Annotated in this window: 25 protein-coding genes and 1 tRNA gene; 3 read left to right on the top strand and 23 right to left on the bottom strand. The window is 41.7% G+C overall.

From position 1 onward, the window contains the following. Positions 1 to 373: 373 nt before the first annotated feature. From QM865_RS02355 to QM865_RS02335, 5 genes are all read right to left on the bottom strand, one after another. Positions 374 to 1,300 (bottom strand): ATP-binding cassette domain-containing protein, encoded by a 927-nt coding sequence (locus QM865_RS02355; RefSeq protein WP_001291288.1) that lies wholly within the window; start codon positions 1,298 to 1,300, stop codon positions 374 to 376. Between the two features lie 10 nt (positions 1,301 to 1,310). After that, complete coding sequence (locus tag QM865_RS02350) at positions 1,311 to 2,378, bottom strand: ABC transporter ATP-binding protein (protein WP_414305934.1); 1,068 nt, start codon at positions 2,376 to 2,378, stop codon at positions 1,311 to 1,313. Between the two features lie 8 nt (positions 2,379 to 2,386). Beyond that, positions 2,387 to 3,313, bottom strand: coding sequence for an oligopeptide ABC transporter permease OppC (gene oppC / locus QM865_RS02345; protein WP_000103703.1), 927 nt, complete (start codon positions 3,311 to 3,313; stop codon positions 2,387 to 2,389). Next, positions 3,313 to 4,809 carry an ABC transporter permease gene (locus QM865_RS02340; protein ID WP_060806096.1) on the bottom strand — a complete coding sequence of 499 codons (1,497 nt, stop codon included), beginning with the start codon at positions 4,807 to 4,809 and terminating at the stop codon, positions 3,313 to 3,315. Before QM865_RS02340 ends, oppC begins: the two co-directional genes overlap by 1 nt. 66 nt (positions 4,810 to 4,875) lie before the next feature. Further along, entirely contained in the window at positions 4,876 to 6,864 is a 1,989-nt protein-coding gene (locus QM865_RS02335) for a peptide ABC transporter substrate-binding protein (protein ID WP_414305933.1), read from the bottom strand. 171 nt (positions 6,865 to 7,035) lie between these two features. On the opposite strand from QM865_RS02335, the gene QM865_RS02330 reads away from it, so the two are divergent. Beyond that, positions 7,036 to 7,106 (top strand) — tRNA-Cys (locus QM865_RS02330). A 197-nt stretch (positions 7,107 to 7,303) separates the two neighbouring features. Here the strand turns inward: QM865_RS02330 and QM865_RS02325 are convergent. The 11 genes from QM865_RS02325 to QM865_RS02275 all read right to left on the bottom strand — a co-directional run bounded on the left by QM865_RS02325 (position 7,304) and on the right by QM865_RS02275 (position 16,113). Then, on the bottom strand, positions 7,304 to 8,635 hold the full coding sequence (locus tag QM865_RS02325; RefSeq protein ID WP_414305932.1) for a hemolysin family protein: 1,332 nt from the start codon (positions 8,633 to 8,635) through the stop codon (positions 7,304 to 7,306). Between the two features lie 155 nt (positions 8,636 to 8,790). Beyond that, positions 8,791 to 9,615: a DNA-entry nuclease EndA gene (endA, locus tag QM865_RS02320; RefSeq protein WP_414305931.1), complete on the bottom strand. Its 825-nt coding sequence runs from the start codon at positions 9,613 to 9,615 to the stop codon at positions 8,791 to 8,793. Between the two features lie 37 nt (positions 9,616 to 9,652). Beyond that, positions 9,653 to 9,841: a DNA-directed RNA polymerase subunit beta gene (locus QM865_RS02315; RefSeq protein WP_025170734.1), complete on the bottom strand. Its 189-nt coding sequence runs from the start codon at positions 9,839 to 9,841 to the stop codon at positions 9,653 to 9,655. Next, positions 9,834 to 11,117, bottom strand: coding sequence for a UDP-N-acetylglucosamine 1-carboxyvinyltransferase (murA, locus tag QM865_RS02310; protein ID WP_261094134.1), 1,284 nt, complete (start codon positions 11,115 to 11,117; stop codon positions 9,834 to 9,836). The genes QM865_RS02315 and murA overlap by 8 nt, the downstream gene beginning before the upstream one ends. A 23-nt stretch (positions 11,118 to 11,140) precedes the next feature. Next, complete coding sequence (locus tag QM865_RS02305) at positions 11,141 to 11,371, bottom strand: DUF1146 family protein (RefSeq protein ID WP_000250395.1); 231 nt, start codon at positions 11,369 to 11,371, stop codon at positions 11,141 to 11,143. Positions 11,372 to 11,428: 57 nt separating this feature from the next. Continuing rightward, positions 11,429 to 12,466: a SepM family pheromone-processing serine protease gene (locus QM865_RS02300; protein ID WP_061087578.1), complete on the bottom strand. Its 1,038-nt coding sequence runs from the start codon at positions 12,464 to 12,466 to the stop codon at positions 11,429 to 11,431. Next, positions 12,450 to 12,938 (bottom strand): pantetheine-phosphate adenylyltransferase, encoded by a 489-nt coding sequence (gene coaD / locus QM865_RS02295; RefSeq protein ID WP_414305930.1) that lies wholly within the window; start codon positions 12,936 to 12,938, stop codon positions 12,450 to 12,452. Before coaD ends, QM865_RS02300 begins: the two co-directional genes overlap by 17 nt. Then, positions 12,928 to 13,467 carry a 16S rRNA (guanine(966)-N(2))-methyltransferase RsmD gene (rsmD, locus tag QM865_RS02290; protein WP_414305929.1) on the bottom strand — a complete coding sequence of 180 codons (540 nt, stop codon included), beginning with the start codon at positions 13,465 to 13,467 and terminating at the stop codon, positions 12,928 to 12,930. The genes coaD and rsmD overlap by 11 nt, the downstream gene beginning before the upstream one ends. A gap of 64 nt (positions 13,468 to 13,531) precedes the next feature. Continuing rightward, complete coding sequence (gene asnA, locus QM865_RS02285) at positions 13,532 to 14,524, bottom strand: aspartate--ammonia ligase (protein WP_414305928.1); 993 nt, start codon at positions 14,522 to 14,524, stop codon at positions 13,532 to 13,534. A gap of 110 nt (positions 14,525 to 14,634) precedes the next feature. Then, positions 14,635 to 15,318 (bottom strand): Bax inhibitor-1/YccA family protein, encoded by a 684-nt coding sequence (locus tag QM865_RS02280; protein WP_414305927.1) that lies wholly within the window; start codon positions 15,316 to 15,318, stop codon positions 14,635 to 14,637. A gap of 54 nt (positions 15,319 to 15,372) precedes the next feature. Beyond that, a complete protein-coding gene (locus QM865_RS02275) occupies positions 15,373 to 16,113 on the bottom strand; it encodes a TrmH family RNA methyltransferase (protein WP_414305926.1) in 741 nt (246 codons plus the stop codon). 33 nt (positions 16,114 to 16,146) lie between these two features. Between QM865_RS02275 and QM865_RS02270 the strand changes: the two genes are divergently transcribed. Both QM865_RS02270 and yidC read left to right on the top strand, forming a co-directional pair. Continuing rightward, a complete protein-coding gene (locus QM865_RS02270) occupies positions 16,147 to 16,425 on the top strand; it encodes an acylphosphatase (RefSeq protein ID WP_001174616.1) in 279 nt (92 codons plus the stop codon). 77 nt (positions 16,426 to 16,502) lie between these two features. Then, the gene (gene yidC, locus QM865_RS02265) at positions 16,503 to 17,429 is read left to right on the top strand and encodes a membrane protein insertase YidC (protein ID WP_414305925.1); all 927 of its coding nucleotides are present in this window, start codon (positions 16,503 to 16,505) and stop codon (positions 17,427 to 17,429) included. A 180-nt stretch (positions 17,430 to 17,609) separates the two neighbouring features. Here yidC and pflA read toward each other — a convergent pair whose 3' ends face one another. From pflA to rpe, 7 genes are all read right to left on the bottom strand, one after another. Next, positions 17,610 to 18,404: a pyruvate formate-lyase-activating protein gene (pflA, locus tag QM865_RS02260; RefSeq protein WP_033683045.1), complete on the bottom strand. Its 795-nt coding sequence runs from the start codon at positions 18,402 to 18,404 to the stop codon at positions 17,610 to 17,612. Between the two features lie 125 nt (positions 18,405 to 18,529). Beyond that, positions 18,530 to 19,780, bottom strand: coding sequence for a diaminopimelate decarboxylase (locus tag QM865_RS02255; protein ID WP_414305924.1), 1,251 nt, complete (start codon positions 19,778 to 19,780; stop codon positions 18,530 to 18,532). A gap of 66 nt (positions 19,781 to 19,846) precedes the next feature. Next, entirely contained in the window at positions 19,847 to 20,671 is an 825-nt protein-coding gene (purR, locus tag QM865_RS02250) for a pur operon repressor (RefSeq protein ID WP_414305923.1), read from the bottom strand. A 105-nt stretch (positions 20,672 to 20,776) separates the two neighbouring features. Next, a complete protein-coding gene (locus tag QM865_RS02245) occupies positions 20,777 to 21,718 on the bottom strand; it encodes a 3'-5' exoribonuclease YhaM family protein (RefSeq protein ID WP_414305922.1) in 942 nt (313 codons plus the stop codon). Further along, on the bottom strand, positions 21,708 to 22,964 hold the full coding sequence (gene rmuC, locus QM865_RS02240; RefSeq protein WP_414305921.1) for a DNA recombination protein RmuC: 1,257 nt from the start codon (positions 22,962 to 22,964) through the stop codon (positions 21,708 to 21,710). Before rmuC ends, QM865_RS02245 begins: the two co-directional genes overlap by 11 nt. 1 nt (position 22,965) lies before the next feature. Further along, positions 22,966 to 23,628: a thiamine diphosphokinase gene (locus tag QM865_RS02235; RefSeq protein WP_414305920.1), complete on the bottom strand. Its 663-nt coding sequence runs from the start codon at positions 23,626 to 23,628 to the stop codon at positions 22,966 to 22,968. Next, positions 23,591 to 24,247, bottom strand: coding sequence for a ribulose-phosphate 3-epimerase (rpe, locus tag QM865_RS02230; RefSeq protein WP_414305919.1), 657 nt, complete (start codon positions 24,245 to 24,247; stop codon positions 23,591 to 23,593). The genes QM865_RS02235 and rpe overlap by 38 nt, the downstream gene beginning before the upstream one ends. Between the last annotated feature and the right edge of the window lies 1 nt (position 24,248).

Here is a 24,248-nt window from a genome sequence, read left to right as displayed (position 1 = left end):
GTTACAACTTAGCTAGTCCATTTAGATATTCATCTATATGGACCACAATCAAAAATCTTAGCCACATAGATACAAACAAATTGCTTGAACTGTTTGCATCCATGGTGACATGTCTACAAACACTATCTAAAGTAGCTAAAGTAAAAGTTTTGATTCATCGTTACAGCTTGTTTCTTATTCATTTCTTTTTCTGCTTTCTTTTTTGATGTTTCCTATCTTACCACCTTTTTCATCACCTGTCAAGAATATTTCAGAATTTTTTAAAATTTTTCGAAAATTCTTTCGAAATGCTTTCAAAGTTTTTTCAAATCAGTCCAACAAAAAAAGGTTTATAATTTCCATAAAAGTTGACATGGAAATTATAAAACCATTATTAGTTTAACCCTTGTTGGTAACGCGCCAATTCGGCTTGGTTGGCCCAAACATAGTGACCTGGACGGATTTCTACCATAGAAGGTTTGTCAGTCTCATAGTCGTGTTGACTTGGGTCGTAAACCTTCAAGACCTTCTTACGTTCCAAGATTGGATCTGGGATTGGTACCGCTGAAAGCAAGGCTTGAGTATACGGGTGGATTGGATTGTTAAACAATTCTTCTGTTTCTGCAACCTCTACAATAACACCCTTGTAAATAACTGCGATACGATCTGAAATAAAGCGAACGACAGACAAGTCATGGGCGATAAATAGATAGGTCAAACCAAGTTCTTTTTGGAATTTTTTGAGCAAGTTCAAGACTTGGGCACGAACAGAAACGTCCAAGGCTGAAATGGGCTCATCCGCAATAACAAAGTCTGGTTGCATGACCAAGGCACGGGCAATACCGATACGTTGACGTTGACCACCTGAAAACTCATGAGGATAACGAGTCAAGTGCTCAGCAAGAAGACCTACTTCACGGATAATATTTTTAACTTTCTCTTTACGTTCTTCTTCATCCTTAAACAGACGGTGATTGTAAAGACCTTCAGAAATAATATAATCAACAGTAGCACGTTCATTCAAACTTGCGGCAGGGTCTTGGAAAATCATCTGGATTCGACGAATCAATTCCGCAGCTTGTTCACGCGATTTCTTACCATTAATCTTTTGACCATCAAAAATGATATCACCATTACTTGTATCATTTAGACCGATTATCGCACGACCAATTGTTGTTTTCCCACTTCCTGACTCACCTACAAGAGAGAACGTTTCTCCCTTGTTGATAAAGAAGTTAGCATTTTTAACCGCGACAAACTTCTTACTTCCTTCACCGAAGGAAATTTCTAAATCTTTGATTTCTACTAATTTTTCAGACATTTCCTTCCTCCTAATCAGCCAGATGGGCAAATCCCATTTTTTCACGGATCTTATCATGGAGATTTGCAATCACAGCTGGTTTTTCTACTTTTGGAGCATCCTCATGAAGAAGCCAAGTTTTAGCCCAATGTGTCTCTGTTACTGAAAATTGAGGAGCTTTTTGTTCGAAGTCAATCTGCATTGCATAGTCTGAACGCAAGGCAAAGGCATCCCCTTTCAAGTCAGTATAAAGTGACGGAGGTGTTCCTGGGATTGAGTAAAGATCCCCTTTATCATCAGCAAGCTGAGGTAAGCTAGACAAGAGACTCCATGTATATGGATGGCGAGGGTCATAGAAGACTTCCTCAACCATTCCATATTCAACGATTTCTCCTGCATACATAACCGCTACCTTATCCGCAATACTTGCCACCACACCAAGGTCGTGGGTAATAAAGATTGTTGTGAAATGATACTCGTTTTGTAAAGATTTCAGCAAATCAATAATCTGTGCTTGGATGGTTACATCCAAAGCAGTCGTTGGCTCATCACAAATCAAGACATCAGGTCGGCAGGCAAGGGCAATCGCAATAACGATACGTTGACGCATTCCTCCAGAATATTGGAATGGGTATTCATCAAAACGTCTATCTGCATCTGGAATCCCAACCTTATTCATGTAGTCAATGGCCAATTCTTTCGCTTCTTTAGCTGTTTTTCCTTGGTGTTTTACAATAACTTCTGTAATCTGACTACCAATTGTTTTAATTGGGTCCAAACTAGTCATTGGATCTTGGAAGATCGTCGCAATCTTAGCACCACGAATTTGTTCCCAATCCTTGTGAGAAGACAAGGCTGTCAAATCCTGACCACGGTAGTCAATACTACCTTGGGCAATGCGACCATTTTCTTCAAGCATACCTGTGAAAGTCTTTGTCAAAACAGATTTTCCTGATCCTGACTCACCTACCAAGGCTAATACTTCTCCTTCAACTAGTTCAAGGGAAACGCCGCGAATGGCTGTCAATACTTTGTCACGAACGTCAAATTCCACGACAATATCGCGAGCAGTCAAAATTACATTTTTTTCTTTTGTCATTTCTACTCCTATCTATGTGTACGTGGATCACTAGCATCCGCTAAGTTTTGACCAACTACGAAAAGGGACAAGGATACCAAGACAAGAGTTGTCAATGGAATCCAGAACAAGTAAGCATTGGTTGTTACGTTTTGTGAATAATCTGAAATCAAACGACCCAAACTTGGCACAGTAATCGGTAGTCCAAGACCGAAGAATGACAAGAAGGCTTCGTATGAGATAAAACTTGGAAGCATTTGAGTCATGGTTGTCACAATAACAGATACCAATTGAGGCATGATATTTTTGGCAACAATCTTCAAGGTTGGTGTTCCCAAAGTACGTGACGCCAAGTTGTATTCCAAATCACGGTAACGCAAGATTTGCACACGGATCATGAAGGCAATTCCAATCCATGTTGTCACACTCATAGCAAAAATCAGATTCCAGAATCCAGCTCCGATTGAGTAAGTCAAGACAATGACAATCAAAAGAGATGGAATGTTTGAGATGACGTTATAAACTTCCATCATCACACGGTCAACTGATTTTGAAATCCCCCAAATACCACCGACAAAAACACCGATAACCAAGTTAATCACTGTCGCAATCACAGAAATGAGGATGGAGTTACGAGCTCCGAACCAGACACCGTCAAAGAGAGATTTACCGTTACTATCTGTACCGAACCAATGCTCAGCATTTGGCTTGATATAACGAGCACTAAAGTCGTTTACTTTGCTGACATCATTAAAATCAAACTTAGAAAACATTGGGTAGATGAAACTCATCAAAATGATAGCTACCAAGATTCCCAACATGACTACAGTTGATTTCTTCTTCATAAATTGTCTAAACACTGATTTCCAGTAAGAATATGCTGGCGCATCAATAGTTTCAGAGGCAAAATCGTCACGTTTTACAAACTGAAATTTTTCTTTATCGATTGTAGACATTATTTGCCTCCTTTCTCAGTCAATTTAATACGTGGGTCAATAATCGTCATCCAAATATCTCCCAAAAGAAGTGAGAAGATAGAAATACATGTAAAGATGAAGACAAGACCAACGACCATAGAGTTATTAGATGCTTTTACAGAGTCAATCAACATTTTACCCATACCTGGGAAGGCGAAGACTGTTTCAGTAAGGGTTGCACCACCGATAACCCCGATAACGGCACCAGGAATTCCTGAAACCAGTGGAACCATGGCATTTTTAAAGATGTGTTTGTTTGAAATTTCTTTTTCAGACAAACCTTTGGCACGAGCAAAACGAACAAAGTCCTGTGATTGCAAGTCAATCATATAACGACGAATCCAAATGGCTGTACCCGGAGCACCCAACAAACCAAGGATAACTGCTGGTAAAACGTAAGAACGCCAATCTCCAGCACCCAAGATAGGGAATGAATCTGGTAAGCCGATTGAAGAACCAGCCAAACGAACGATATAAACCAAGGCAATTGTTGGAAGAGCCATCAAGAAGGTCAAAGCCCCTGTTGAGAAGCTATCAATCCAAGTATTCTTGAAGCGAGCCATTGCTGAACCAAGTGGCACGGCAATCGCATAAGAAATCACCAAACCGATCAATCCAACGACTGCAGAGCTAGCAATCATAGAAGGATATTGGTAGTTGCTTTCAGTTGCAGTATATGGATCATCTTTCCCATAATTAGCTACTTCACGAGAGTCAGCCTGACTAGGTGATTTGTAGGTTCTTGAGTAAATATTTACAGAAGAAGTTTTCTTACCTGTTGGGAACTGAACTTGAGCAGTTTTTGTTTGCCCTTGCCCCTGAGTAATAACCTGTAAAACAGGGCTATTAGCATAGGTTGGATAAGAGTCACCTAAATTAATGTTCACAAAGTTTTGATGCACAAATGGGAACTGACTGTTGAAGTACAAGAGATATTTGTGTTTAGTTCCTGAACCAACCAATGACCATCCGATCGCTGGATCGTTTTCGAAACGAAGATAACGCTTCAAGTCTGGATTTTCAGGGTCTTGAATTTTATTTGTATGATCAATGTCAATCAAGTTAGCATAGAAGTGAAAAACACGTTCAAAAATCGGGATTTCACGAGTAGCGTAGAATTGGCCACTTTCAGTAAATTCTCCCAAGGTCCAACCATGACCGATTTGTTTGATATATTTTTCATAGATAGCCTTGTTGGTGTCATTAGCTTCAACGGTTACAGAGGCATCCATCTGGCTAGCTTTTTCTTGCAACTCTTTGGTATCGTAGTACTCGATATAGCCCATACGCTCATAAACGGTATTCTCATAGTTATCACGTTTATCAGCAGTTGTCGCAATCTTGTTATAGTTGGTATCCTGTTTGAAAATCAATTTTCGAGGAACCATTGTATAGATAATCGTGTAAGTCAAGGTTGTTACTAAGAAGATAGAAACCAATGACCGCAAAACACGCATAAAAATATATTTTTTCATATCATTTCCTTTAAAAATCCCAAAAGAACCTTCTCCTCATGGAGAGAAAGTTCTATTGAAAATTATTTACTTCACATGACTTGCCAATTCTTTTTGAGCTTTCTCGTTTGACTCAGTCTTTTCTTTCAACCATTTTTCACGAGCTTTTTCATACTCTTCTTTGGTGATTGCTTTTTCACCAACTTCAGTGTACTTCAAGTATCCTGAATTTTCACCTTTAAGGCCGGCTACAGAATATGAAGAGCTAAATGGTAGAACTTTTGAAACATATGAAACGGCTGTTTCTTTAGGAGAAGCCATTACTGGAATTGTCAAAGCATTATCAGTCAACCAAGCTTGTGCTACCGCGTATTTTTCATAACGTTTTTGAACGTCTTGGTTTTCGCTGTTTGCGTCATTAAGTAATTTTCCATAGTCAGCTAAACCAAGTTTGCTTACTACTGATGCATCTGTGTTTTGGTCAATACCAAGGTAAAGGCGAGTGCTTCCTCCCTTAAGGACGAATTGATCCAAGAAAGTAGAAGGATCTTGATAGTCAGGGTTCCATCCTAGCAAGGTATGGATATCCCAGTCTTGTTCTTTAGCTGTTGGAGCGCTAAATGAAATTGGTAAAGCTTCTGCTTGAGTCATTTGTTGTAAGTCTACAACAACATTATCTGAACCCAATACTTTTTCAATTGATTGTTTCAATGATTGAACACGGTTAACAACCGCTGTTGATTCTTGGATAACCAAGGCATCCAAGTGGATTGGGAATTCAACACCTTCAGCTTGCAAGCTTGATTTAGCTTTAGCAAAGACTTCTTTCGCTTTTTCTTCATTGTAAAGTCCATTTTGAGAATCTGCTAGAGACACGTTTGACCAAGTAGAAGAATTTGTCTTAGCCAAGCTATCTTGTACCAATTCACCAAATGTTTTCTTACCAACTTGAAGATTATAAGGTGCAAACGTATTACGGATGGCTACTGCAGCTCCATCAGTACCATTTGTTTGAGCTGAGTAAGAATTGCGATCGACTGCAAAGTTCAAAGCTTGACGGAATTCCTTGTTTAACAACGCTTTCTGAGTAGATGTCTTTTGGGCATCACTTGTTTTGGCAGTGTGGTTATAGGTTGTACGGCCATAATTCAAGCTGACAGTTGCAACACCAGCACCTGGTTCGTTAAAGTAAATGTTATCTTTGAAGTCAGCCGCATATTTTTCATATGTAGAACTTGTAGGGAAGATACGCGCCTTGCTATATTGACCATCAGAAAAACCTTTGGCAATTACATCTTGGTCCTTACCATCCCAGAAAGTGAACTTAACGTTCTCAATTTTTACATTTTCTTTATCCCAGTAAGCGTCATTTTTAGCCATCTCGATAGATGATTTAGGAGTTACAGCCTTCAAGACAAATGGACCGTTATAAAGAATAGAGTTAGCATCGGTTGGGGCACCAAAACCTTCCCCTTTTGAAGTTAAGAATTCTTCATTAACCGGCATCAAAACACCACTAGTTGTCTTGTCATTCCAGAAAGTTTCTGGCTGGTTCAAGGTATATTCTAATGTTTGGTCATCAAGTGCTTTTACTCCAACGGTTGAAAAATCGCTTGTTTCACCCTTGATATAGGCTTCTAATCCTTTAATAGAAGAGCTAACGATTGAAAGTCCTTTTGATTTTCCATCTACGGCATGTTTCAAACCAGTAACAAAGTCTTTAGCAGTTACAGGAGCGTATTCTTCTCCCTCTGCAGTTACCCATTTAGCATCCTTACGGATTTTATAAGTATAAGTCAAACCATCTTTTGAAACTGTCCATGATTCAGCAATAGAAGGAACCAGATTACCATATTTATCGTTAGCCAACAAACCATCTACAGCATTTGTTGTGACGAAAGATGTTGAATCGATATTGCTGACGATATAATCCAAGGTTTCTGGATCTGTTTGATAAACATATTGGTAATCTTTTGCTAATTTAGCATTATTTGAACTAGTGTTTGAACACGCAGCTAGAACTCCTGACGCTAATAAGGTAGCTCCCGCTACAGCAAGCACTTGACTTTTTTTCATTTATTTACTCCTCTTATAAATAAAGTATAGGTTATTATTGATTATACCATATATTTTAAGATATTTCAATAAAAGTAAACGAATTTTCAGAATATTTAGGCTTATTGACACAAAAAATCTGAAAAAGCTATTGACTGAAAATCATTTTCAAGGTATAATAATAAACGTTAAGGCGGTATAGCCAAGTGGTAAGGCATGGCTCTGCAAAAGCTTGATCGTCGGTTCAAATCCGTCTACCGCCTTTCAATACCGAATTTATCGGAATTTATCAAGACAGAAAGCCCAATTTAAAGGGCTTTTTTCTTTTTTCCTCGAATAAATACGTATAACTTTAAAAAACTTTTGGGACTAGGTTGGGGCTGAGTTTTTCGAGGACACAATTCCCTCTTGAAATCAACTGAAAAAAGCTTTGTCACTCATGATGACAAAAGCCTCTAATTTACTCTGTTTCTTCTTCTATTTCGACTTCTGTGATTTGGACTTTTACCTTGGTAACACGTCCATTTTTCACTTTATCATTGGTTAGGATAAGCTGTTTGTTTTGGCTGACTAATTCATAACTGAGTTTCTCAGTCGTTGGAATGGTCCCAACTCCTGTCAAATAATAACCAGCGATGGTATCAACGTCATCACTTTCCAGCTCAACATCAAAGTAGCTATTAAAATCATTGAGATTCATGGTACCTTGAACAATATAAGTATCTTCTCCGATTTGATGAACTTCGATTTCGGCCTTATCTGTTTCATCATCGATTTCCCCAACGATTTCCTCTAAGAGGTCTTCAAGTGTCACCAAACCAGCCATACCACCGTATTCATCCAGCAAAATTGCCATTTGTCTTTGGGTATTGCGCAATTCTTTTAACAAGTCATCCACAAAAATAGTTTCAGGAACAAAAAGTGGATCTTGTAAGATTTTCTTCCAAACAATATTGTCAAAACCGTCCACAAAGCCCGCCTTAAGGAGACTCTTAGTGTGAATAATCCCAATCACGTTATCCTTGTCTCCATCATAGACAGGGATACGAGAATAATTTTGTTTTAAAATACTTTGGATGATGGTTTGACTATCATCCTGAATATCGACCATAAAGGCATCCGTTCGAGGAACCATGACTTCTCTGGCCATCAGTTCATCTAGTGAAAAAATCCCTTGTAACATCTCAATTTCGTCAGCATCTAGTGTTTCTTCACTATTTGTCAGCATGTACTCAATTTCATCACGGGTCATTTTTTCATCAGCATCGTCAAAGGTCATAGGAGTCAAGCGACTCAAGAGATTGGTAGATGCAGATAAGAGCCAAACAAAGGGACTAACTAGTTTCCCCAATCCAATAATAACTGGCGCTGTACGAATGGCCAAGGCATCCTTTAGATTAAGAGCGATTCTCTTAGGATACAATTCCCCAAAAACGATGGAAATATAAGTCAAAAATGCTAAAGATAGAAAACTTGCAACGGCATAAGCTGTTTCGCCATTTCCAAGCCAAGATGCAATTTCTCGTCCCAGAGTTTCTGCCAAACTCGCCCCTGATAAGATCGTAATCAGAGTAATCCCTACTTGAATGGTTGATAAAAAGTGGTTAGGATTTTCTAGTACCTTCAGCAGACGGATATAGCGTCTATCTCCTTCTTCTGCCTTTTGTTCAACCCGCGCACGGTTAAGTGAAACCATGGCCATTTCTGTGGCTGAGAAAAAGGCATTTAACACCGTCAAGATAAACAATAAAACAAATTGTAGCAACAAGTTCTGACTACTTGGGTCTTCCATAGTTCTTCTCCTAAAATAGTATCTTATCCTTTATTATATCACAAAATATAGTCCAGTACATATTATTTTTTCTCAATGTCTATTCTAAGCCCTACTTAAATGGTCCAAAAAAGAACTCCTACAGCCGCTAGTGACATAGGAGTTTATCTTATCTTTTACTGAGTTACCGTTACTTCTCCAGTTCGATAATCCAGTTGAAGTCCCTTTTGAACATTGGGAACTAGAACATTGAATTCCAATTCTCCATCTGAAGACTTGGCTTCAATCTGTGAAGCTGAAGGAACTAAATCCTCATTTGTAGCGTAATAAAGGGTTACACGGTAACGGACACGCTTGTTTTGGTCCAAGGCTTTACGCACCATGCTTTCATAGTAGTTTTGACCAGTCGAATCCTCAGCTTGCGCCTGATTTGCCCAGGCTGTTTGAACAGCAATATTTTTAGGATTGCTTGTTGAAGCATCAAAACCATCCAAACCACCGATTAAGGCATAGCCTAACAAGTGACCTCTATCGACCGCATGGGTATAAGTACCCTTTAGATTCTTAACCTGATGCCAGCCTGGAGGAGTCCATGAAGTCGAACCATTCCCAGTTTCTTCACGATTCTTGTACTGGCGAGTAGCCTTAGACAAGAGGGCATTAGCTACGGTTGGCACAGTTTCCTTACCCACTGTCTTTGTTTTATTATCAGCATAAGGCTTACTTGAAACCTTGGCATCTAGATTTGTTTTATTACCATTGACGATAAAAGCACCTGAGCCATTCCACTCCAGGCTCCCTTTTATTTGGCTCTTGACTGCGTCTGTTAAGACACTTTCTGCCAATGCTTGACTAGGAGCTTCAGACGCTTGTTTTTTCTGACTAAGCTTGGTTTTAGGACTATTAGCTGTCGACTGCATCTGCTTGATATAGTAGCTCCCTGCAGATAAAAGCAATAACACTAGCAATCCGATTAGTGTCTGTCTTGTTTTTTTGTTCATATTTCTCCTTATCTTTAAAAAAGGCTGGTTTTCCAGCCTAATTTCCTGTAAATTTATGAATCAATTCCTGCCATTTTGCTGGAGACAGGATAGCCCATGGATCTTGACCCTTGCCCAAGATTCCATAGCCGACCATTAAACCGATTCCTAGAGCTAGAACGCCTAAAATCAGTACCAGAATGACTAAAAGTAAACGCTTGATTACGTAGCTTGATTTCTTATTCATCTTCATCACTTGCCTCAATCCGCTGAATCTTAGCGCCTAGCTGCGCCAACTTCTCATGGAAACGGTAGTAACCTCTATCCAAGTGAACCAATTTACCAACTACAGTTTCTCCTTGTGCTACCAAACCTGTCAAAATTAAGGCCGCACTGGCACGAAGGTCAGTTGAAAGAACTTCTGCCCCCTGCAAAGGTTGACCACCAACAATACGAGCTGTATCACGGATAATCTCAGAGTGCAAGCCCATGCGACGCATTTCTTCTAGATGTTGGAAACGATTTTCGAATACCGTCTCCACCATAGTTGATTCCCCTTTTGCGACAGTCATCAAGGCTGTAAATTGAGCCTGCATATCTGTTGGAAATCCTGGGTGGGGCAAGGTTTTCACATGAACAGCTTTTAGATTTTCTAGTTGAGAGCGAACTCGAATTCCCTCAGTCTCCTCCGTCACTTCCACTCCCATTTCAAGCAATTTGGCAATCAAGGGACGGTTGTGCTCCCAAACAGCGTCTTTAATCAAGACATCACCACCAGTCATGGCAGCAGCCACCATAAAGGTTCCTGCTTCGATACGGTCTTGGACTACATTGTGAGTCGTACCGTGAAGTTTCTCAACACCGGTAATGGTAATGGTCTCTGTACCAGCACCTTTAACCTTGGCTCCCATTTCATTGAGGAGAATAGCTAGGTCAACAATCTCAGGCTCACGCGCAGCATTTTCAATCACTGTCACCCCATCAGCCAGAGTCGCTGCCATCATTAAGTTCTGCGTAGCACCAACACTTGGGAAGTCCATATAGATATGAGCTCCATGTAAGCGATCAGCCTTGGCTTCGATATAACCAGCTGTCTGACTAATCTTAGCCCCCATAGCTTCTAGACCTTTCAAATGAAGATCAATAGGACGGCTACCAATCGTACAACCACCTGGCATGGATACCTTAGCATGACCTACACGAGCAAGAATTGGTCCCAAGACAACGATGGATGCGCGCATCTTGCTGACATACTTGTAAGGAGCTTCCTCAGTGATATCGCCAGTCGCGTCCACCTCAACAAGGTGAGCCTCCTCATCAAAATTCACCTTGGCATTCAAACCACGAACCACCTGATTCATAGTGAAAACATCTGACAAGATAGGAACATTCTGCAAGACGGTCTTTCCTTCACTGGCTAGAATAGTCGCTGCTAATAAGGGCAAGACTGCATTTTTTGCTCCCTCGATCGTAACACTTCCTACCAGACGATTATCGCCACCTTGAACCACAATTTTTTCCATACTTATTTCCTTTACATTTGATTTTATAATAATCCTCTAAGTGCTTCTTGCCATAACTGATATAGGCTGATAAAGAAAGAACTCAAGATATAGCCCATTACAATGCTAAAAAAGGCTACTAATAAACGAACTTTTCCTGTATTCTCAGTTGTCACTTTTAAAACCTTTTCCCATCTAACAAGATCCTTTAAAAGGTAAAAACTCACATAAATAAAGAGCATGTGACTGCTTAGAGTGAATAATAATTGAACCATTTGACTATTATACCATCTTCTCTGTTTGTGCGCTAGTTTGGAAACTTCACTTAAAAACTAGGGATTGTTTTTCAAGTAATCAATTGCATCTTGTAGGGTTTTAACTGGCACGATTTTCATATCTGTCTTGATTGTTTTAGCTGCTTCCAGAGCTGTTTGATAGTTGTTTTTCGCATCCGGGTGCGCTTTTTGTTCTTCTTCGCTAACAGGGTTATCAGGTGCAAAGAAAATCGCAGCACCTTCTCTAGCCGAAGCCACAACTTTCTTATCAATACCTCCAATGTCCCCCACATTGCCATCGCGGTCAATGGTACCTGTACCGGCAACAATTCGGCCATTACGAAGGCCTGGATCAGCTATTTGAGTATAGATAGCCAGACTAAACATGAGACCTGCACTTGGTCCTCCGATACCAGCTGTTGAAAAACGAATTGGGACATCACTGGTCACTTCTGTACGGTCAATCAAGCCGATTCCAATCCCATTTTTGCCATTTTCCAAGGTGATAATCTTACCTTCTGCGGACTTGGTTTGCCCATCCTCTTCATAGGTGACCTTAACGGAGTCTCCCAGTTTTTGAGAGTTGACGTAATCAATCAAGTCTTTGGAACTGTCAAAAGTCTGATCATTGACTGCTGTGACTGTATCAGAAATGTTGAGAATCCCTTTAAAGGTCGAATTATCCGTCACAGTCAAAACATAAACACCAAGGTATTTGAGTTCAATATCCTTACCAGCTGTTTTTAGCCCTTGATACTTGGCCATATTTTGCGATGTCTGCATGTAGAATTGATTAATTCGCATAAATTCAACATCGGAAGAACCACCTGTAGTCTCCTGAGCACTGCGAATATCTGTAAAAGGCGTCAACCAAGCATAAATCATATGAGCTAAAGTAGCATGCTGAACACCGACCGTAACGAAGTGATAGGCACCAGCTTCCTTATCTTCTGTGTCATTTACTTTAAGGACTTGGCGAATATCTTCCGAACCACCTGGAACCTCTATATAATAGGGCAAGGGCACTACAAATGCCAAGAAAGTCACAATCAAGGCCGCAATGACGTATAAGGGCCATCTAATCTTTTTTTTCATTTCTTATTTCCTCCAAAATACTCTCGGGAACATAGCAGGCAATATCCTGACCAAACTTCAAAATCTCTCTAACACCGGATGAACTGATATAGAGATGTTCCGGTCGGCTATGCAAATATATGGTCTCTATATCAGGAGACAGCTGATGGTTGTAGTAATCAAAACTGGCTTCATATTGCAAATCCGCCGCATTTCTCAACCCCCGCACTAGGCAAGTAGCACCCAGTCTCTTTGCGACATCAACCACCAATTCATCATGAGAAGACACGACTGCAACATTTTCCAAATGTTTCACAGCCTTTTCTAGCCCCCGTTTACGATTTTCGATAGGGAGAAATCCTTGTTTGTGGGGATTAAAAAAAATACCCACATAGAGCTTATCAAAGAGTTTGCTAGCTCGTTCAATCATATCCAGATGCCCATTTGTCATAGGGTCAAATGAGCCTGTGAATAAGCCAATCTTATCTGACATAGACCGTCACCTTACTAATTCCATAAATTTTTTCCTTCCAGATGCCCAAGCAGGCAATTTCTTCTGGAAGTTCAACGGCCTTATCCGTCTCACACACGACCATGACATCCTCAGAAAAAAGCTCTCTCTCAGCCATTTTTTCAATATCTGCTACGATTTGTTCCTTGGCGTAAGGAGGGTCTAAGAAAATGAGATCGAAGTGTCCAAATACCTGCTCCAAGGCCCGTTCAGCCTCCATCTTGAGGAGTTGAAATTTCCCAACTTCCTTGGTCATCTGGATATTTTCAGCCACGATAGCCTGAGCCTTACGGTCTCGCTCCACCAAAACAGCGCTGGACATGCCACGTGAGACTGCCTCGATAGATAAACCACCACTACCTGCATAAAGGTCCAAGACTCGCCCCCCTTCAAAGTAGGGGCCAATCATGTTAAAAATGGCTCCCCTAACCTTATCCGAAGTGGGTCTTGTCGTCTTGCCTTCTAGCGTCTTGAGGGGACGTCCCCCATAGATTCCTGATACGATTTTCATACCGTTTATTATACCAAATTATGGGCGAAAAGAGAAAGAAAACCGAACCTTGCGGTTCGATTCTCTACAAAATATTTTCGTAAGTATCGCGGACTTCTTGAGGCCAGACACTTGTTTGCACTTCTCCGATATGTTTCTTGCGAAGTAAGAACATGGCCATACGAGATTGTCCAATTCCTCCACCGATCGTCAATGGGAATAGGCCATTCAACAAAGCCTTGTGCCATTCCAATTCCAAGCGGTCTTCATCACCGGTGATTTCTACCTGACGGCGAAGAGTTTCTTCATCTACACGAATCCCCATAGAGGACAACTCAAAGGCTCCGCCTAAAGACTCATTCCAAACAAGAATATCGCCGTTAAGACCCTTGTAGCCATTTTCAGACTCACTTGTCCAGTCATCGTAGTCTGGTGCACGTCCATCGTGCGGTTTACCATCTGGCAACTCGCCACCGATACCAATCAAGAAAACTGCTCCGAATTCTTTACAGATCGCATTTTCACGTTCTTTCGGTGTCAAGTATGGGTAGCGTTCTACCAACTCTTCTGTGTGGATAAAAGTGATTTGTTTTGGCAAGATAGACTCGATGTCATAGCGAGCTTCAACAGCTAGTTCTGTCAAACGAATGGCCTTATAAATCTTCTCAACTGTTTCTTTTAGGTAGGCAATGTTACGTTGGCCATTTGGGATAACCTTCTCCCAGTCCCACTGGTCGACATAAACAGAGTGGGTTGCATCCAGCGAGTCTTCGTCTGGACGAAGGGCCTTCATGTGAACAAAAAGACCTTCTCCCTCACCGAAACCAAAACGAGCCAAAGTATGGCGTTTCCATTTAGCAAGTGAGTGCACCACTTCATAGGTTTCATCAGGAATCTGTAAAACCTTGACAGATACTGGATTTTCCACACCAGACAGGTTATCCTGCATCCCGTCACCGACCTTGCTCAAGATAGGACCTTGAACTTCGACAACTTCTAACTTATCTTTCAAATACTGGGTAAAAGTGTTTTTGACAAAGGAAATTTCTTCTTGTTGATGGATAAAACTTTTCTTCATAGGCTACTCCTCAAAAATTAATTAAAAGCATTATACACCTATTTCCAAGAAAAGAAAAGAGAAAATTTAAAAAAATCAGTGCTCCTTGGAACACTGATGTCATGAACCCTCTAGTCATTGCGACCAAAGATACGTAAAATACTTAGGAAAAGATTGATAAAATCAAGATAAATACTGAGAGCCATTGACACAACCCAGCCTGTCGCTACACGACCTTGCGATTGTTCATAAGCGAGACGAATTCTTTGGTTGTCCCAAGCAATCAGCCCTGAGAAGACCAAAACCATGGCTACGCTAATCATATAATCAAAGAAACCGCTAGCCAAGAAAATATTGACTACCATGGCAAGCAGCAAACCGATAAGAGCCGCCATCATAGCCCGACCAAGGCCACTCAAATCTTTCTTGGTGAACATACCGACTGCCGCCATGACAAAGAAGAGAAGGGCGCTTGATACAAAGGCAGATAAAACTGTACCTGGAGTATAGAATGCCACCACAAAACTGAGGGTAAAGCCGTTTAATACTGAGTAAAGTAAAAATACTGGAAGAGCCGCTGGACTATTCTTCGAAGCCATACTGCTGGCAACAAAGACCAGAGCTAGCTCTGCAAAAGTAGCAAAGGTCAACCAGAGACGTCCCTGCATCAAAAAGTAAACCAACTGAGACTGAAAGACGGTCAACATAAGACCTGATACTAAAGCGGATAGTCCGATCCCCAGACCAACAAAGGCATAAACCTTAGCGTAAAATTGATTGAGACCAGTACGGTCTTGTATAATAGTATGATTCATCTTTTCTCCTTTTCTATGAATGTCTTTCCTTGATTATAACAAAGAAAGTTAAAATTAGCTTAAATGGAAAATCAAAATACCGGCTGCAACTGCAACATTGAGACTCTCTGCCTGACCCTTCATGCTAATGTGAACCAACTGGTCTGCACTTTCAACCATGAGGGGACTAATTCCTTGACCTTCATTTCCCATAACCAAGACAAACTGATCTAAATGTGTCAAGTCACGATAATCTTTAGAATCCTTGGAAAGTGTGGTTGCTAGCACAGGGATACCAGCCTTTTTAGCTTCCTCGAGAAGCGCTTGGCTCGACATCCGATAAATGGGCAGATGGAAATGACTGCCTTGCATAGAACGCAAGGTCTTGAGACTGTAGATGTCTGCCGACTTATCTGAAACAATCACTCCTGTAAAACCTGCTGCATCCGCAGTCCGAATGATGGTTCCTACATTACCAGGATCTTGCACATCTTCCAAAAACAAGAGCTTGCCCTGACTAAAGTCAGCTTGCCCTACTTCTTCTTTTTGAACCACGGCAACAATTCCCTGTGGAGTCTGAGAATCCGCCAAATCTAGCAAAATATCCTCTGATACCCAGACAGTTTGCGGAAAAGCAACTAACTGTTCTCGATAACTTTCTAGGGCAAAGATTTTCTCAATCGTCACTCCAGCTTGAACAGCTTCTTCAAACAAGTGCCAGCCTTCAATCAAATAGGCAGACTTGCGGTATTTTTTTTGGTGTAATTTCTTGGCATTTTTTACCACAGAATTGGCTTTTGAGGTTATAATAGTCATAGAAATATTATAACACAATCAAAGGGGTTTGGTATGCAAAAGGTTAGAATGATTGCCCAAGGTAGGGTACAGGGTGTCGGCTTTCGTTGGGGTGTTTACAGCTTGGCACTTGAAATTGGTGGCATCACAGGTCGAGTATGGAATAACGACGATGGCACAGTAGAAATTTTAGCCCAAGCAGACTCATCTGCTACCATGGCAAAATTTATCCAAGAAATCCGCAAAGGACCCACACCTTTTTCAAAAGTCAGCTACTTAGATGTCAAACTAAGCAACTTTCCTCCCTACCCTGACTTTAAAATCGCAAATTAGGTCTCTAGAACTATTGTATATTTTGTAAAAAAACAGTAGAATAGAAAGGTATAATTTTTAAAGAAGGAATAAAAACAGTGAAATCTATTAAACGTTTTGCACTCTCAGCTATGGGAGTGGCTATGTTGCTAGTCTTGACTGGTTGCGTTCAGATTGATAAAGCAACAGGTAAGCCAATTGGTCCCGTTTGGGATTTCTTGGGTGCTCCGATGGGAGAAGCTATCAAGTACTTCGCTACTGATAAAGGTCTAGGCTTCGGTGTCGCTATCATCATCGTAACCATTATCGTGCGCTTGATTATCTTGCCACTTGGTATCTACCAATCATGGAAGGCAACGCTTCACTCTGAAAAGATGAACGCCCTCAAGCACGTCCTTGAGCCACACCAAACACGTCTCAAGGAAGCAACAACTCAAGAAGAAAAACTCGAAGCCCAACAAGCTCTCTTTGCTGCTCAAAAAGAGCACGGCATCAGCATGTTTGGTGGTGTAGGATGCTTCCCTATCCTCCTTCAAATGCCTTTCTTCTCTGCAATTTACTTTGCTGCCCAACATACTGAAGGTGTTGCTCAAGCAAGTTACCTAGGAATTCCTCTAGGCTCTCCAAGTATGATTTTAGCTGCCTGCGCTGGTGTCCTTTACTATCTTCAATCACTCCTTTCACTTCACGGAGTAGAAGATGAAATGCAAAGAGATCAAATCAAGAAAATGGCTTACGTGAGCCCAGTCATGATTGCCGGCTTCTCCCTCATCTCACCAGCTAGTGTCACTCTTTATTGGGTTGTCGGTGGTTTCATGATGATTCTCCAACAGTTTATCGTCAACTATATCGTTCGTCCAAAACTTCGCAAAAAAGTCCGTGAAGAACTAGCCAAGAACCCACCAAAAGCAAGTGCTTTCTCTAAACCAAGTGGACGAAAAGACGTTACTCCTGAACAACCAACTGCTATCACAAGCAAGAAAAAACACAAAAATCGCAACGCTGGAAAACAACGTTCGAGATAAGAAGAAAAAGGCTTAGCTAGTTTGCTAAGTCTTTTTTGCAAGTCATACTCTTCGAAAATCTCTTCAAACCACGTCAGCTTCGCCTTGCCGTACTCAAGTACAGCCTGCGGCTAGCTTCCTAGTTTGCTCTTTGATTTTCATTGAGTATCAAAAGCCCGATGTTTCCATCAGGCTTCTTTTTTATCCATGTACACGTTTCATATAGTCTTGATAACTTTCGGTATCCATGAGTTTCTTGGCATTCTTAACACGGTCTGCTGTTGGTGGTTTGACTCCTTCGAGGGAATATGGAATTCCCAGTTCACGCCACTTGAACTCACCCATGGTGTGATAAGGAAGGATTTCAAACTTATCAACATTTTTGAGGGTCTTGACGAACTTACCAAGTTCAATCAAGTCATCATCTCTGTCTGTCAATCCTGGAACTAGAACATGACGAATCCAGACAGGTTTTCCAATATCTGATAGATATTGGGCACAGGCCAATATGTTTTTATTAGTTTGGCTAGTGACAATCTTGTGCTGTTCTTCGTTGATTTCCTTGATATCCAAGAGAACCAAGTCAGTGACTGCCATGAGTTTGTCAAACTTTTCAAGGTAACGTGGTTTATTACGGAAAGGAAGGGCACAGGTGTCCAAAGTACAGTGGATTCCTTGTTCCTTAGCTTTGGTGAAGAGGGCAATCAAGAAATCAATCTGCAAGAGGGCTTCTCCTCCACTGACTGTAATACCACCCTTATTTCCCCAGAAACCGCGGTAGCGCAAGGCCTCTGCCAAGACATCATCTACTGTCCGTTCACGTGATTTATTGGACTCCATAGCCCAAGTATCCGGGTTGTGACAGTACTGGCAACGCATGTGACATCCCTGCAAAAAGACAATAAAGCGAATACCAGGCCCATCTACTGAACCAAAGCTTTCTGTCGAATGCACCATTCCTGTCACTTGTCCATAATCAATTGTTTCTTCAGACATATCGTTACCTTCCTTGAAAACGTTTTATAGTTTTATTATATCACGACTTGAAGGAAAAACAAGATTTTTGCCTATTTTTTAGAAAGCAATCTGTTTTTCAATTTCATTTTCAATCTATTATCAGATCATTCTTCAAAATCAAAGCCATACAAGGTTGCAAAATAGTCCTCAGGGCGCTCTGCACGGCGGATTTGACGAGCTTTGCCTTCTTCAGTATAGAGGATTTCCGCAGAACGTAATTTGGCATTATACTGGTAGCCCATTGAAAAACCGTGGGCACCTGTATCATGAATTACCAGCAAATCACCTATTTCTGTATGAGGCAGTTCACGATTCACTGCAAATTTATCATTGTTTTCGCAGAGTGAACCGACCACATCTACCACTTCAGCTGGTCCATCTGGATGGGTCACATTACTAATGTGGTGATAGGCTCCATACATAGCTGGACGCATAAGGTTGACTGCTGATGCATCCACACCTAGATAGGTACGGTAGGTTTCCTTCTTATGAGTCACTCTTGTGACCAAAGCTCCGTGAGGGGCCAACATAAAGCGACCCAATTCTGTGAAAATCTTGACCTCACCAAGACCTGCTGGTGTAAGGACTTCTTCATAAACCTTACGAACTCCCTCACCAATCAAGGCGATGTCATTTGGTTCCTGATCAGGACGATAGTTAACACCAATACCACCAGAAAGATTGATAAAGTCTAGAGAAATGCCCAACTTTTCCTTGATTTCAACAGCCAATTCAAAAAGCTGACGAGCCAACTCTGGATAATAGAGATGGGTCACCGTATTAGATGCTAGGAAGGAGTGAATCCCAAAGGTCTTGGCTCCTTTTTCCTTCAAAATTGCAAAAGCTTCAAAGAGCTGGTCCTTAGTCATCCCAAACTTGGCTTCTCCAGGATTGTCCATGATATCTGTTCCCAGTTCAAAAACACCGCCAGGATTGTAACGACCAGAGATAATTTCTGGAATGCCTGCTGCACGCTCTAGATGTTCAATATCTTCAAAAGCATCCAAGTTAATGGTCGCACCTAATTCACGCGCATAGGCATATTCCTTGTCTGGCGTGTTGTTTGAAGAGAACATAATCTCAGAACCGGGGAAATCCAGTTTATGGCTCATCAAAAGCTCTACATAACTAGAGCAGTCCACACCGCAACCTTCCTCTTGGAGGATTTTCAAGATAGCTGGTGTTGGAGTAGCCTTAACTGCAAAATATTCCTTAAAACCCTTATTCCACGAAAAGGCTTGGTTGACAGCTCTTGCCTTCTCACGAATCCCCTTCTCATCATACAAGTGAAAGGGAGTTGGGAACTCGGCAACAATCGCTTCTAACTCTTCTCTATTGATAAATGGTGTTTTCATAAGCTTCCTTCTATTCTATTTGCAAAGAAAGGCTGGGACAATCGTTCCAACCTTTAGTTCTATCTCTTAATCTTCGTCAAAGATATTGCCAACCTCAACATCGATGGCTTGGTTCTTGACATCAATATTGGTTACCTTCAAGAGTGACTTGTAGTCAAATTGCTTTTCACGTTCTTCTTGGGCATTGTCCGCAAAGACTGCGACACCAGCTAGTTCTGAATCAAACTCACGCAAGAGACTGATCATCCCGTTGACAGTTCCTCCGCCTTTCAAGAAGTCATCCACAATCAAGACACGGCTGCCTGCCTTGAGACTACGTTTTGAAAGGAACATTTTCTCAATGCGGTCACCACTTGAACCTGAAACATAGTTGACGCTGACAGTTGAACCTTCGGTAATTTTCAAGTCACGGCGCACAATGACAAAAGGAACATTGAGGACATTGGCAACTGCATTTGCAAGTGGCACACCCTTGGTCGCTACTGTCATAACCGCATCAATTTTTTGATCCATAAAGCTCTTGGCAATAATGCGTCCAATATTTTTCAAGATAGCTGGTGTGCTAAGCAAATCTGACAAGTAGATATAGCCACCTGGCAAGATACGGTCACTTTCTGACAACTTGGCACGCAAGTCCTCAACCATTTCTTTGGCATCCTGGCTCGAAATTGATGGTGTGAAAATGACACCTCCACCAGCCCCAGTTACTGTCTGGATGTGGCCGATTTCGATTTCCTCAAAGGCACGTTTGATAATCACGATATCTTCTGAGATGGATGATTTAGCAGATTCATACTTTTCAGCAAAAGTATTGAGACTAGTTAGTTTATAAGGATTATTAATCAAATAGTTGGAAATGACAACCATCCGATCACTTCTTCTTAATTTCATTTCTATTTCCCATTTCATTTAATTTTGATATTTTATCCATTATACCATATTCACATAAAAAAACGAACATTATTATCCTAAAAAATGCTCATTTTTCTTAAATTATTAATCTAAATCTGGTTTATAGAAGGAACGATTGTCCATAGCGAAGATTTTATTGGTCATCTCTCCCTTATCCACCAAAGCCAGAGCTGTTGACATCATCATCATGCTAGCATCCAGATTGTCAATCATATGGATAATCTCTGCCTCCATGATACGTGGACGAACTGGACTTCCGTACTCTAATAAACCGTGGTGGCTGAGGATAACGTGGCGGAGCAGAACGACTTCTTCCTTGGTGTCATCGATACCGAGTTCCATGACTGTCTTGGTAATTTCACTATCAATTAGAGCGATATGTCCAAGAAGATTGCCTCGCACTGTATACTCAGTCTGGTCTGGTCCCGTCAACTCAATAACTTTAGCCAAGTCATGCAGCATAATTCCTGCATAGAGCAGGCTCTTATTGAGCTGAGGATAGACCTCGCTAATGGCATCTGCCAAACGCACCATGGTCGCCGTATGATAGGCCAATCCCGTTTCAAAGGCGTGGTGGTTGGTCTTGGCGGCTGGATAAGAGTAAAATTCCTTATCATACTTGGTGTAGAGATTTCGGACAATTCGTTGCCAAACAGGATTTTCAATCTTGAAAATCATTTGCGACATATAGTCACGGATTTCCTTGACATCAACTGGCGACTTGACCTTGAAATCAGCTGGATCATTGGGTTCACCGGGTTGAGGCAGGCATAGGGTGATTTGATTGACCTGAGGAGTGTTGTTATAAACTTCTCGACGCCCTTTCATGTGGACAACCTTACCTGCGGTAAAGGCCTCAATGTTATGAGGTTGGGCATCCCAGAGCTTCCCATCAATCTCGCCACTATCATCTTGGAAGGTAAAGGCTAGGTAGTTTTTCCCAGCTCGAGTTTGCCTCAGGTCAACTGATTTGATTAGATAAAAGCCTTCAAACAGCTCATCTTTTTTCATGTGACTAATCTTCATATTCTTCCTCATTTTCTTGGAAATGGAGTAGATCAAGCGCAGGCTCACCTTCTGACAACTCAATGTGACGGAGCGTCCGCTCGATAGCAGTGGTACGACGGTTTAATAGTTCATCAATATTGCCAGAGGCATGTTGGAGGTGTTTTTGTGCCTTAACCAGAATGCCACCAAACTTGCCAAATTCAGTCTTGACACTAGCAAGAGTCTTGCTAATATGGTCAGCACTTTTTTGGATATTGAGAGTCTTGAAGCCAACTGATAGAGAGTTAAGCAGGGCTGATAGGGTACTTGGTCCTGCGACAATAATCTGCTCATCTCGCCTCAAATCATCAAAGAAGACAGGATTGCGGACGATTTCTGAGTAGAGACCTTCTGTCGGAACAAACAAGATTCCAAAATTGGTCGTCCGAGGCGGTGCTATGTACTTGCTCTTGATATCCTTGGCAAAACGCTTGACACTTGCTAGGAGTGACTTGCGACAGCGTTCAATCTCGTCCCTATCACCTGCTTCATAGGCTTCTTCTAGACGGTAATAATCTGCTAGTGGAAACTTGGAGTCAATTGGTAGATAGACGTACTCTTGGTCGCCTTGTCCAGGTAACTTGATGGCATACTCCACTCGTTCACTAGAGTTTTCAACCGTTGCGTATTCTCGTTCATACTGGGCTGGTGTCATGATATCTTCGATAATTTGCCCCAGTTGCAATTCACCCAGAATCCCTCGCGTCTTGGTCCCAGAGAGAACCTTATTGAGAGCACCAACATCGCGGGCAACTGTCTGCATTTCTCCGAGACCACGATTGACAGATTCTAGTTGCTTGGAAACTGTCTCAAAGGAAGCCTGCAAGCGTGTCTGTAAGGTCTTTTCCAACTTTTCCTCGACCGTCTGGCGCATTTGTTCCAAACGTTGCTCATTTGATTCCTGCAGGGCTTGGAGGCGTTGGTCAGTCTTATCTCTAGTTTGGAGGAGATTATCTGTCATTTCTTGACGGACCTGAGTCAGACCTTGGTGCAATTCGATTCGCACTTCTTGCAGGCGATCGCTGACAGCCACTTCCAAATCTTTTTGATCCAACTGGCTGGCTTGTCTGGCTTGCTCAAAGCGATAATCCAACTGGTCTGATAGATGATCTGCCTGATCCTCCAAACACTTACTTAGGTGTTTTTCCTGCTTATCCTGCCTTTGCCAAATGAGAAAGAGTCCAACTAGGTTGGCAATTAATAATAGAACAAGTAAACTTTCCATCCTACCTCCTATCCTTGCTATGCAGTACAACCACATAGCCATCTGGGCAAGTCACCGACACTTCCCTATCTATATATTCGTTAGAAGCGTACACTTTTTTAAAGAAAAAATTTTCCTCTGTCAACTCATACTTGGCACCAAGAATGGTCAGCTGGCTATCCCGAACTGGCATAAAGGCTAGGTAGTCATAGTCTGAACGTGGTTCAAGTTGACTGGTCCCTTCTGGGCAATAGGTAATCAAATTTTGCCCATCCTCAATCGCTATCTGACGCATATAGGGGGCCAACTTGGGATTGCTAGGCAGAAAGACGTTAGCCAGCATATGGTCAATACGACCACCAAGAGCCCCGAAAATAGTGACCTGAGCCTGAGGATTTTGCTCAAAGATGGTTAAAAGAGCCAATTCCAGATCAGTATCATCTTTTTCTGGTCGCGCTTGGACAAAATGCTGAGCACGTTTTTGAATCAACTGACGCTCTTCTGCGGTTACAGAATCAAAATCCCCAACTGCTATGGCGAGAGGAAGTTTTTCCTCCAAGACCCAAAGCGAGCCTCGATCCACACCGACAAAGCAATCAAAATCCGTCCGGTAGTGACCTCGGTCTCCGCCTGCAAAAACGGCAACTCTAGTCCAGTTGTTTTCTGAGAGTTTGTACTCGCTCATTAACATCTCCCTTAAAGACATAGGAACCTGCTACAAAAACGGTCGCACCAGCTTCTTTAGCCTGAGCAATAGTTTGATTATCAATTCCGCCATCGACTTCGATTTCAAAATTCAAGCCTTTTTCCTCACGAAGGGCAACCAACTCACGAACCTTATCCATGGTTTCAGGTAGAAAAGCTTGCCCACCGAAGCCAGGGTTCACTGTCATGACTAAGACTTGGTCAACTAGGTGAAGCACGTGCTTAATGGCTTCAACAGGCGTACCAGGGTTAATGACAACCGAAGGTTTAACGCCGAGCGAACGAATCTTTTGGAGAGCGCCATGAATATGAGGCGTTGCTTCCACATGGATACTGATGATATCTGCCCCTGCACGCGCAAAGTCTTCCAGATGATGCTCTGGATTAGCTACCATCAAGTGGCAGTCAAAGACCATCTTGCTATGGGGACGAAGAGCTTCGACTACACCTGCACCAAAACTGATTTGTGGTACAAAGTGCCCATCCATGATATCGATATGGGCATATTCTGCCCCAGTTGCTTCTAAGCGTTTGATTTCACGTTCAAAGTTGGCATAATCTGCTGCCAGAATTGACGGAGCAATCTTGTATTGAGACATA

The organism is Streptococcus mitis, from assembly GCF_047462815.1.
GTDB lineage: Bacteria > Bacillota > Bacilli > Lactobacillales > Streptococcaceae > Streptococcus > Streptococcus mitis_DO.
This window is presented reverse-complemented; position numbering and strand designations above follow the sequence as displayed.

Excerpts from the sequence above, each read along its gene's own strand:
- QM865_RS02350 (WP_414305934.1), bottom strand. The coding sequence starts at position 2,378 with ATGACAAAAGAAAAAAATGTAATTTTGACTGCTCGCGATATTGTCGTG.
- QM865_RS02305 (WP_000250395.1), bottom strand. The coding sequence starts at position 11,371 with ATGGTTCAATTATTATTCACTCTAAGCAGTCACATGCTCTTTATTTAT.
- QM865_RS02245 (WP_414305922.1), bottom strand. The coding sequence starts at position 21,718 with ATGAAGATTAGTCACATGAAAAAAGATGAGCTGTTTGAAGGCTTTTAT.
- QM865_RS02280 (WP_414305927.1), bottom strand. The coding sequence starts at position 15,318 with ATGAATCATACTATTATACAAGACCGTACTGGTCTCAATCAATTTTAC.
- pflA (WP_033683045.1), bottom strand. The coding sequence starts at position 18,404 with ATGTCTGAAGAAACAATTGATTATGGACAAGTGACAGGAATGGTGCAT.
- QM865_RS02235 (WP_414305920.1), bottom strand. The coding sequence starts at position 23,628 with ATGAGCGAGTACAAACTCTCAGAAAACAACTGGACTAGAGTTGCCGTT.
- QM865_RS02340 (WP_060806096.1), bottom strand. The coding sequence starts at position 4,809 with ATGAAAAAATATATTTTTATGCGTGTTTTGCGGTCATTGGTTTCTATC.
- asnA (WP_414305928.1), bottom strand. The coding sequence starts at position 14,524 with ATGAAGAAAAGTTTTATCCATCAACAAGAAGAAATTTCCTTTGTCAAA.
- QM865_RS02255 (WP_414305924.1), bottom strand. The coding sequence starts at position 19,780 with ATGAAAACACCATTTATCAATAGAGAAGAGTTAGAAGCGATTGTTGCC.
- murA (WP_261094134.1), bottom strand. The coding sequence starts at position 11,117 with ATGGAAAAAATTGTGGTTCAAGGTGGCGATAATCGTCTGGTAGGAAGT.
- QM865_RS02355 (WP_001291288.1), bottom strand. The coding sequence starts at position 1,300 with ATGTCTGAAAAATTAGTAGAAATCAAAGATTTAGAAATTTCCTTCGGT.
- endA (WP_414305931.1), bottom strand. The coding sequence starts at position 9,615 with ATGAACAAAAAAACAAGACAGACACTAATCGGATTGCTAGTGTTATTG.
- QM865_RS02270 (WP_001174616.1), top strand. The coding sequence starts at position 16,147 with ATGCAAAAGGTTAGAATGATTGCCCAAGGTAGGGTACAGGGTGTCGGC.
- QM865_RS02300 (WP_061087578.1), bottom strand. The coding sequence starts at position 12,466 with ATGAAAAAAAAGATTAGATGGCCCTTATACGTCATTGCGGCCTTGATT.
- purR (WP_414305923.1), bottom strand. The coding sequence starts at position 20,671 with ATGAAATTAAGAAGAAGTGATCGGATGGTTGTCATTTCCAACTATTTG.
- QM865_RS02325 (WP_414305932.1), bottom strand. The coding sequence starts at position 8,635 with ATGGAAGACCCAAGTAGTCAGAACTTGTTGCTACAATTTGTTTTATTG.
- QM865_RS02275 (WP_414305926.1), bottom strand. The coding sequence starts at position 16,113 with ATGACTATTATAACCTCAAAAGCCAATTCTGTGGTAAAAAATGCCAAG.
- rsmD (WP_414305929.1), bottom strand. The coding sequence starts at position 13,467 with ATGAAAATCGTATCAGGAATCTATGGGGGACGTCCCCTCAAGACGCTA.
- rmuC (WP_414305921.1), bottom strand. The coding sequence starts at position 22,964 with ATGGAAAGTTTACTTGTTCTATTATTAATTGCCAACCTAGTTGGACTC.
- QM865_RS02315 (WP_025170734.1), bottom strand. The coding sequence starts at position 9,841 with ATGAATAAGAAATCAAGCTACGTAATCAAGCGTTTACTTTTAGTCATT.
- oppC (WP_000103703.1), bottom strand. The coding sequence starts at position 3,313 with ATGTCTACAATCGATAAAGAAAAATTTCAGTTTGTAAAACGTGACGAT.
- rpe (WP_414305919.1), bottom strand. The coding sequence starts at position 24,247 with ATGTCTCAATACAAGATTGCTCCGTCAATTCTGGCAGCAGATTATGCC.
- QM865_RS02335 (WP_414305933.1), bottom strand. The coding sequence starts at position 6,864 with ATGAAAAAAAGTCAAGTGCTTGCTGTAGCGGGAGCTACCTTATTAGCG.
- coaD (WP_414305930.1), bottom strand. The coding sequence starts at position 12,938 with ATGTCAGATAAGATTGGCTTATTCACAGGCTCATTTGACCCTATGACA.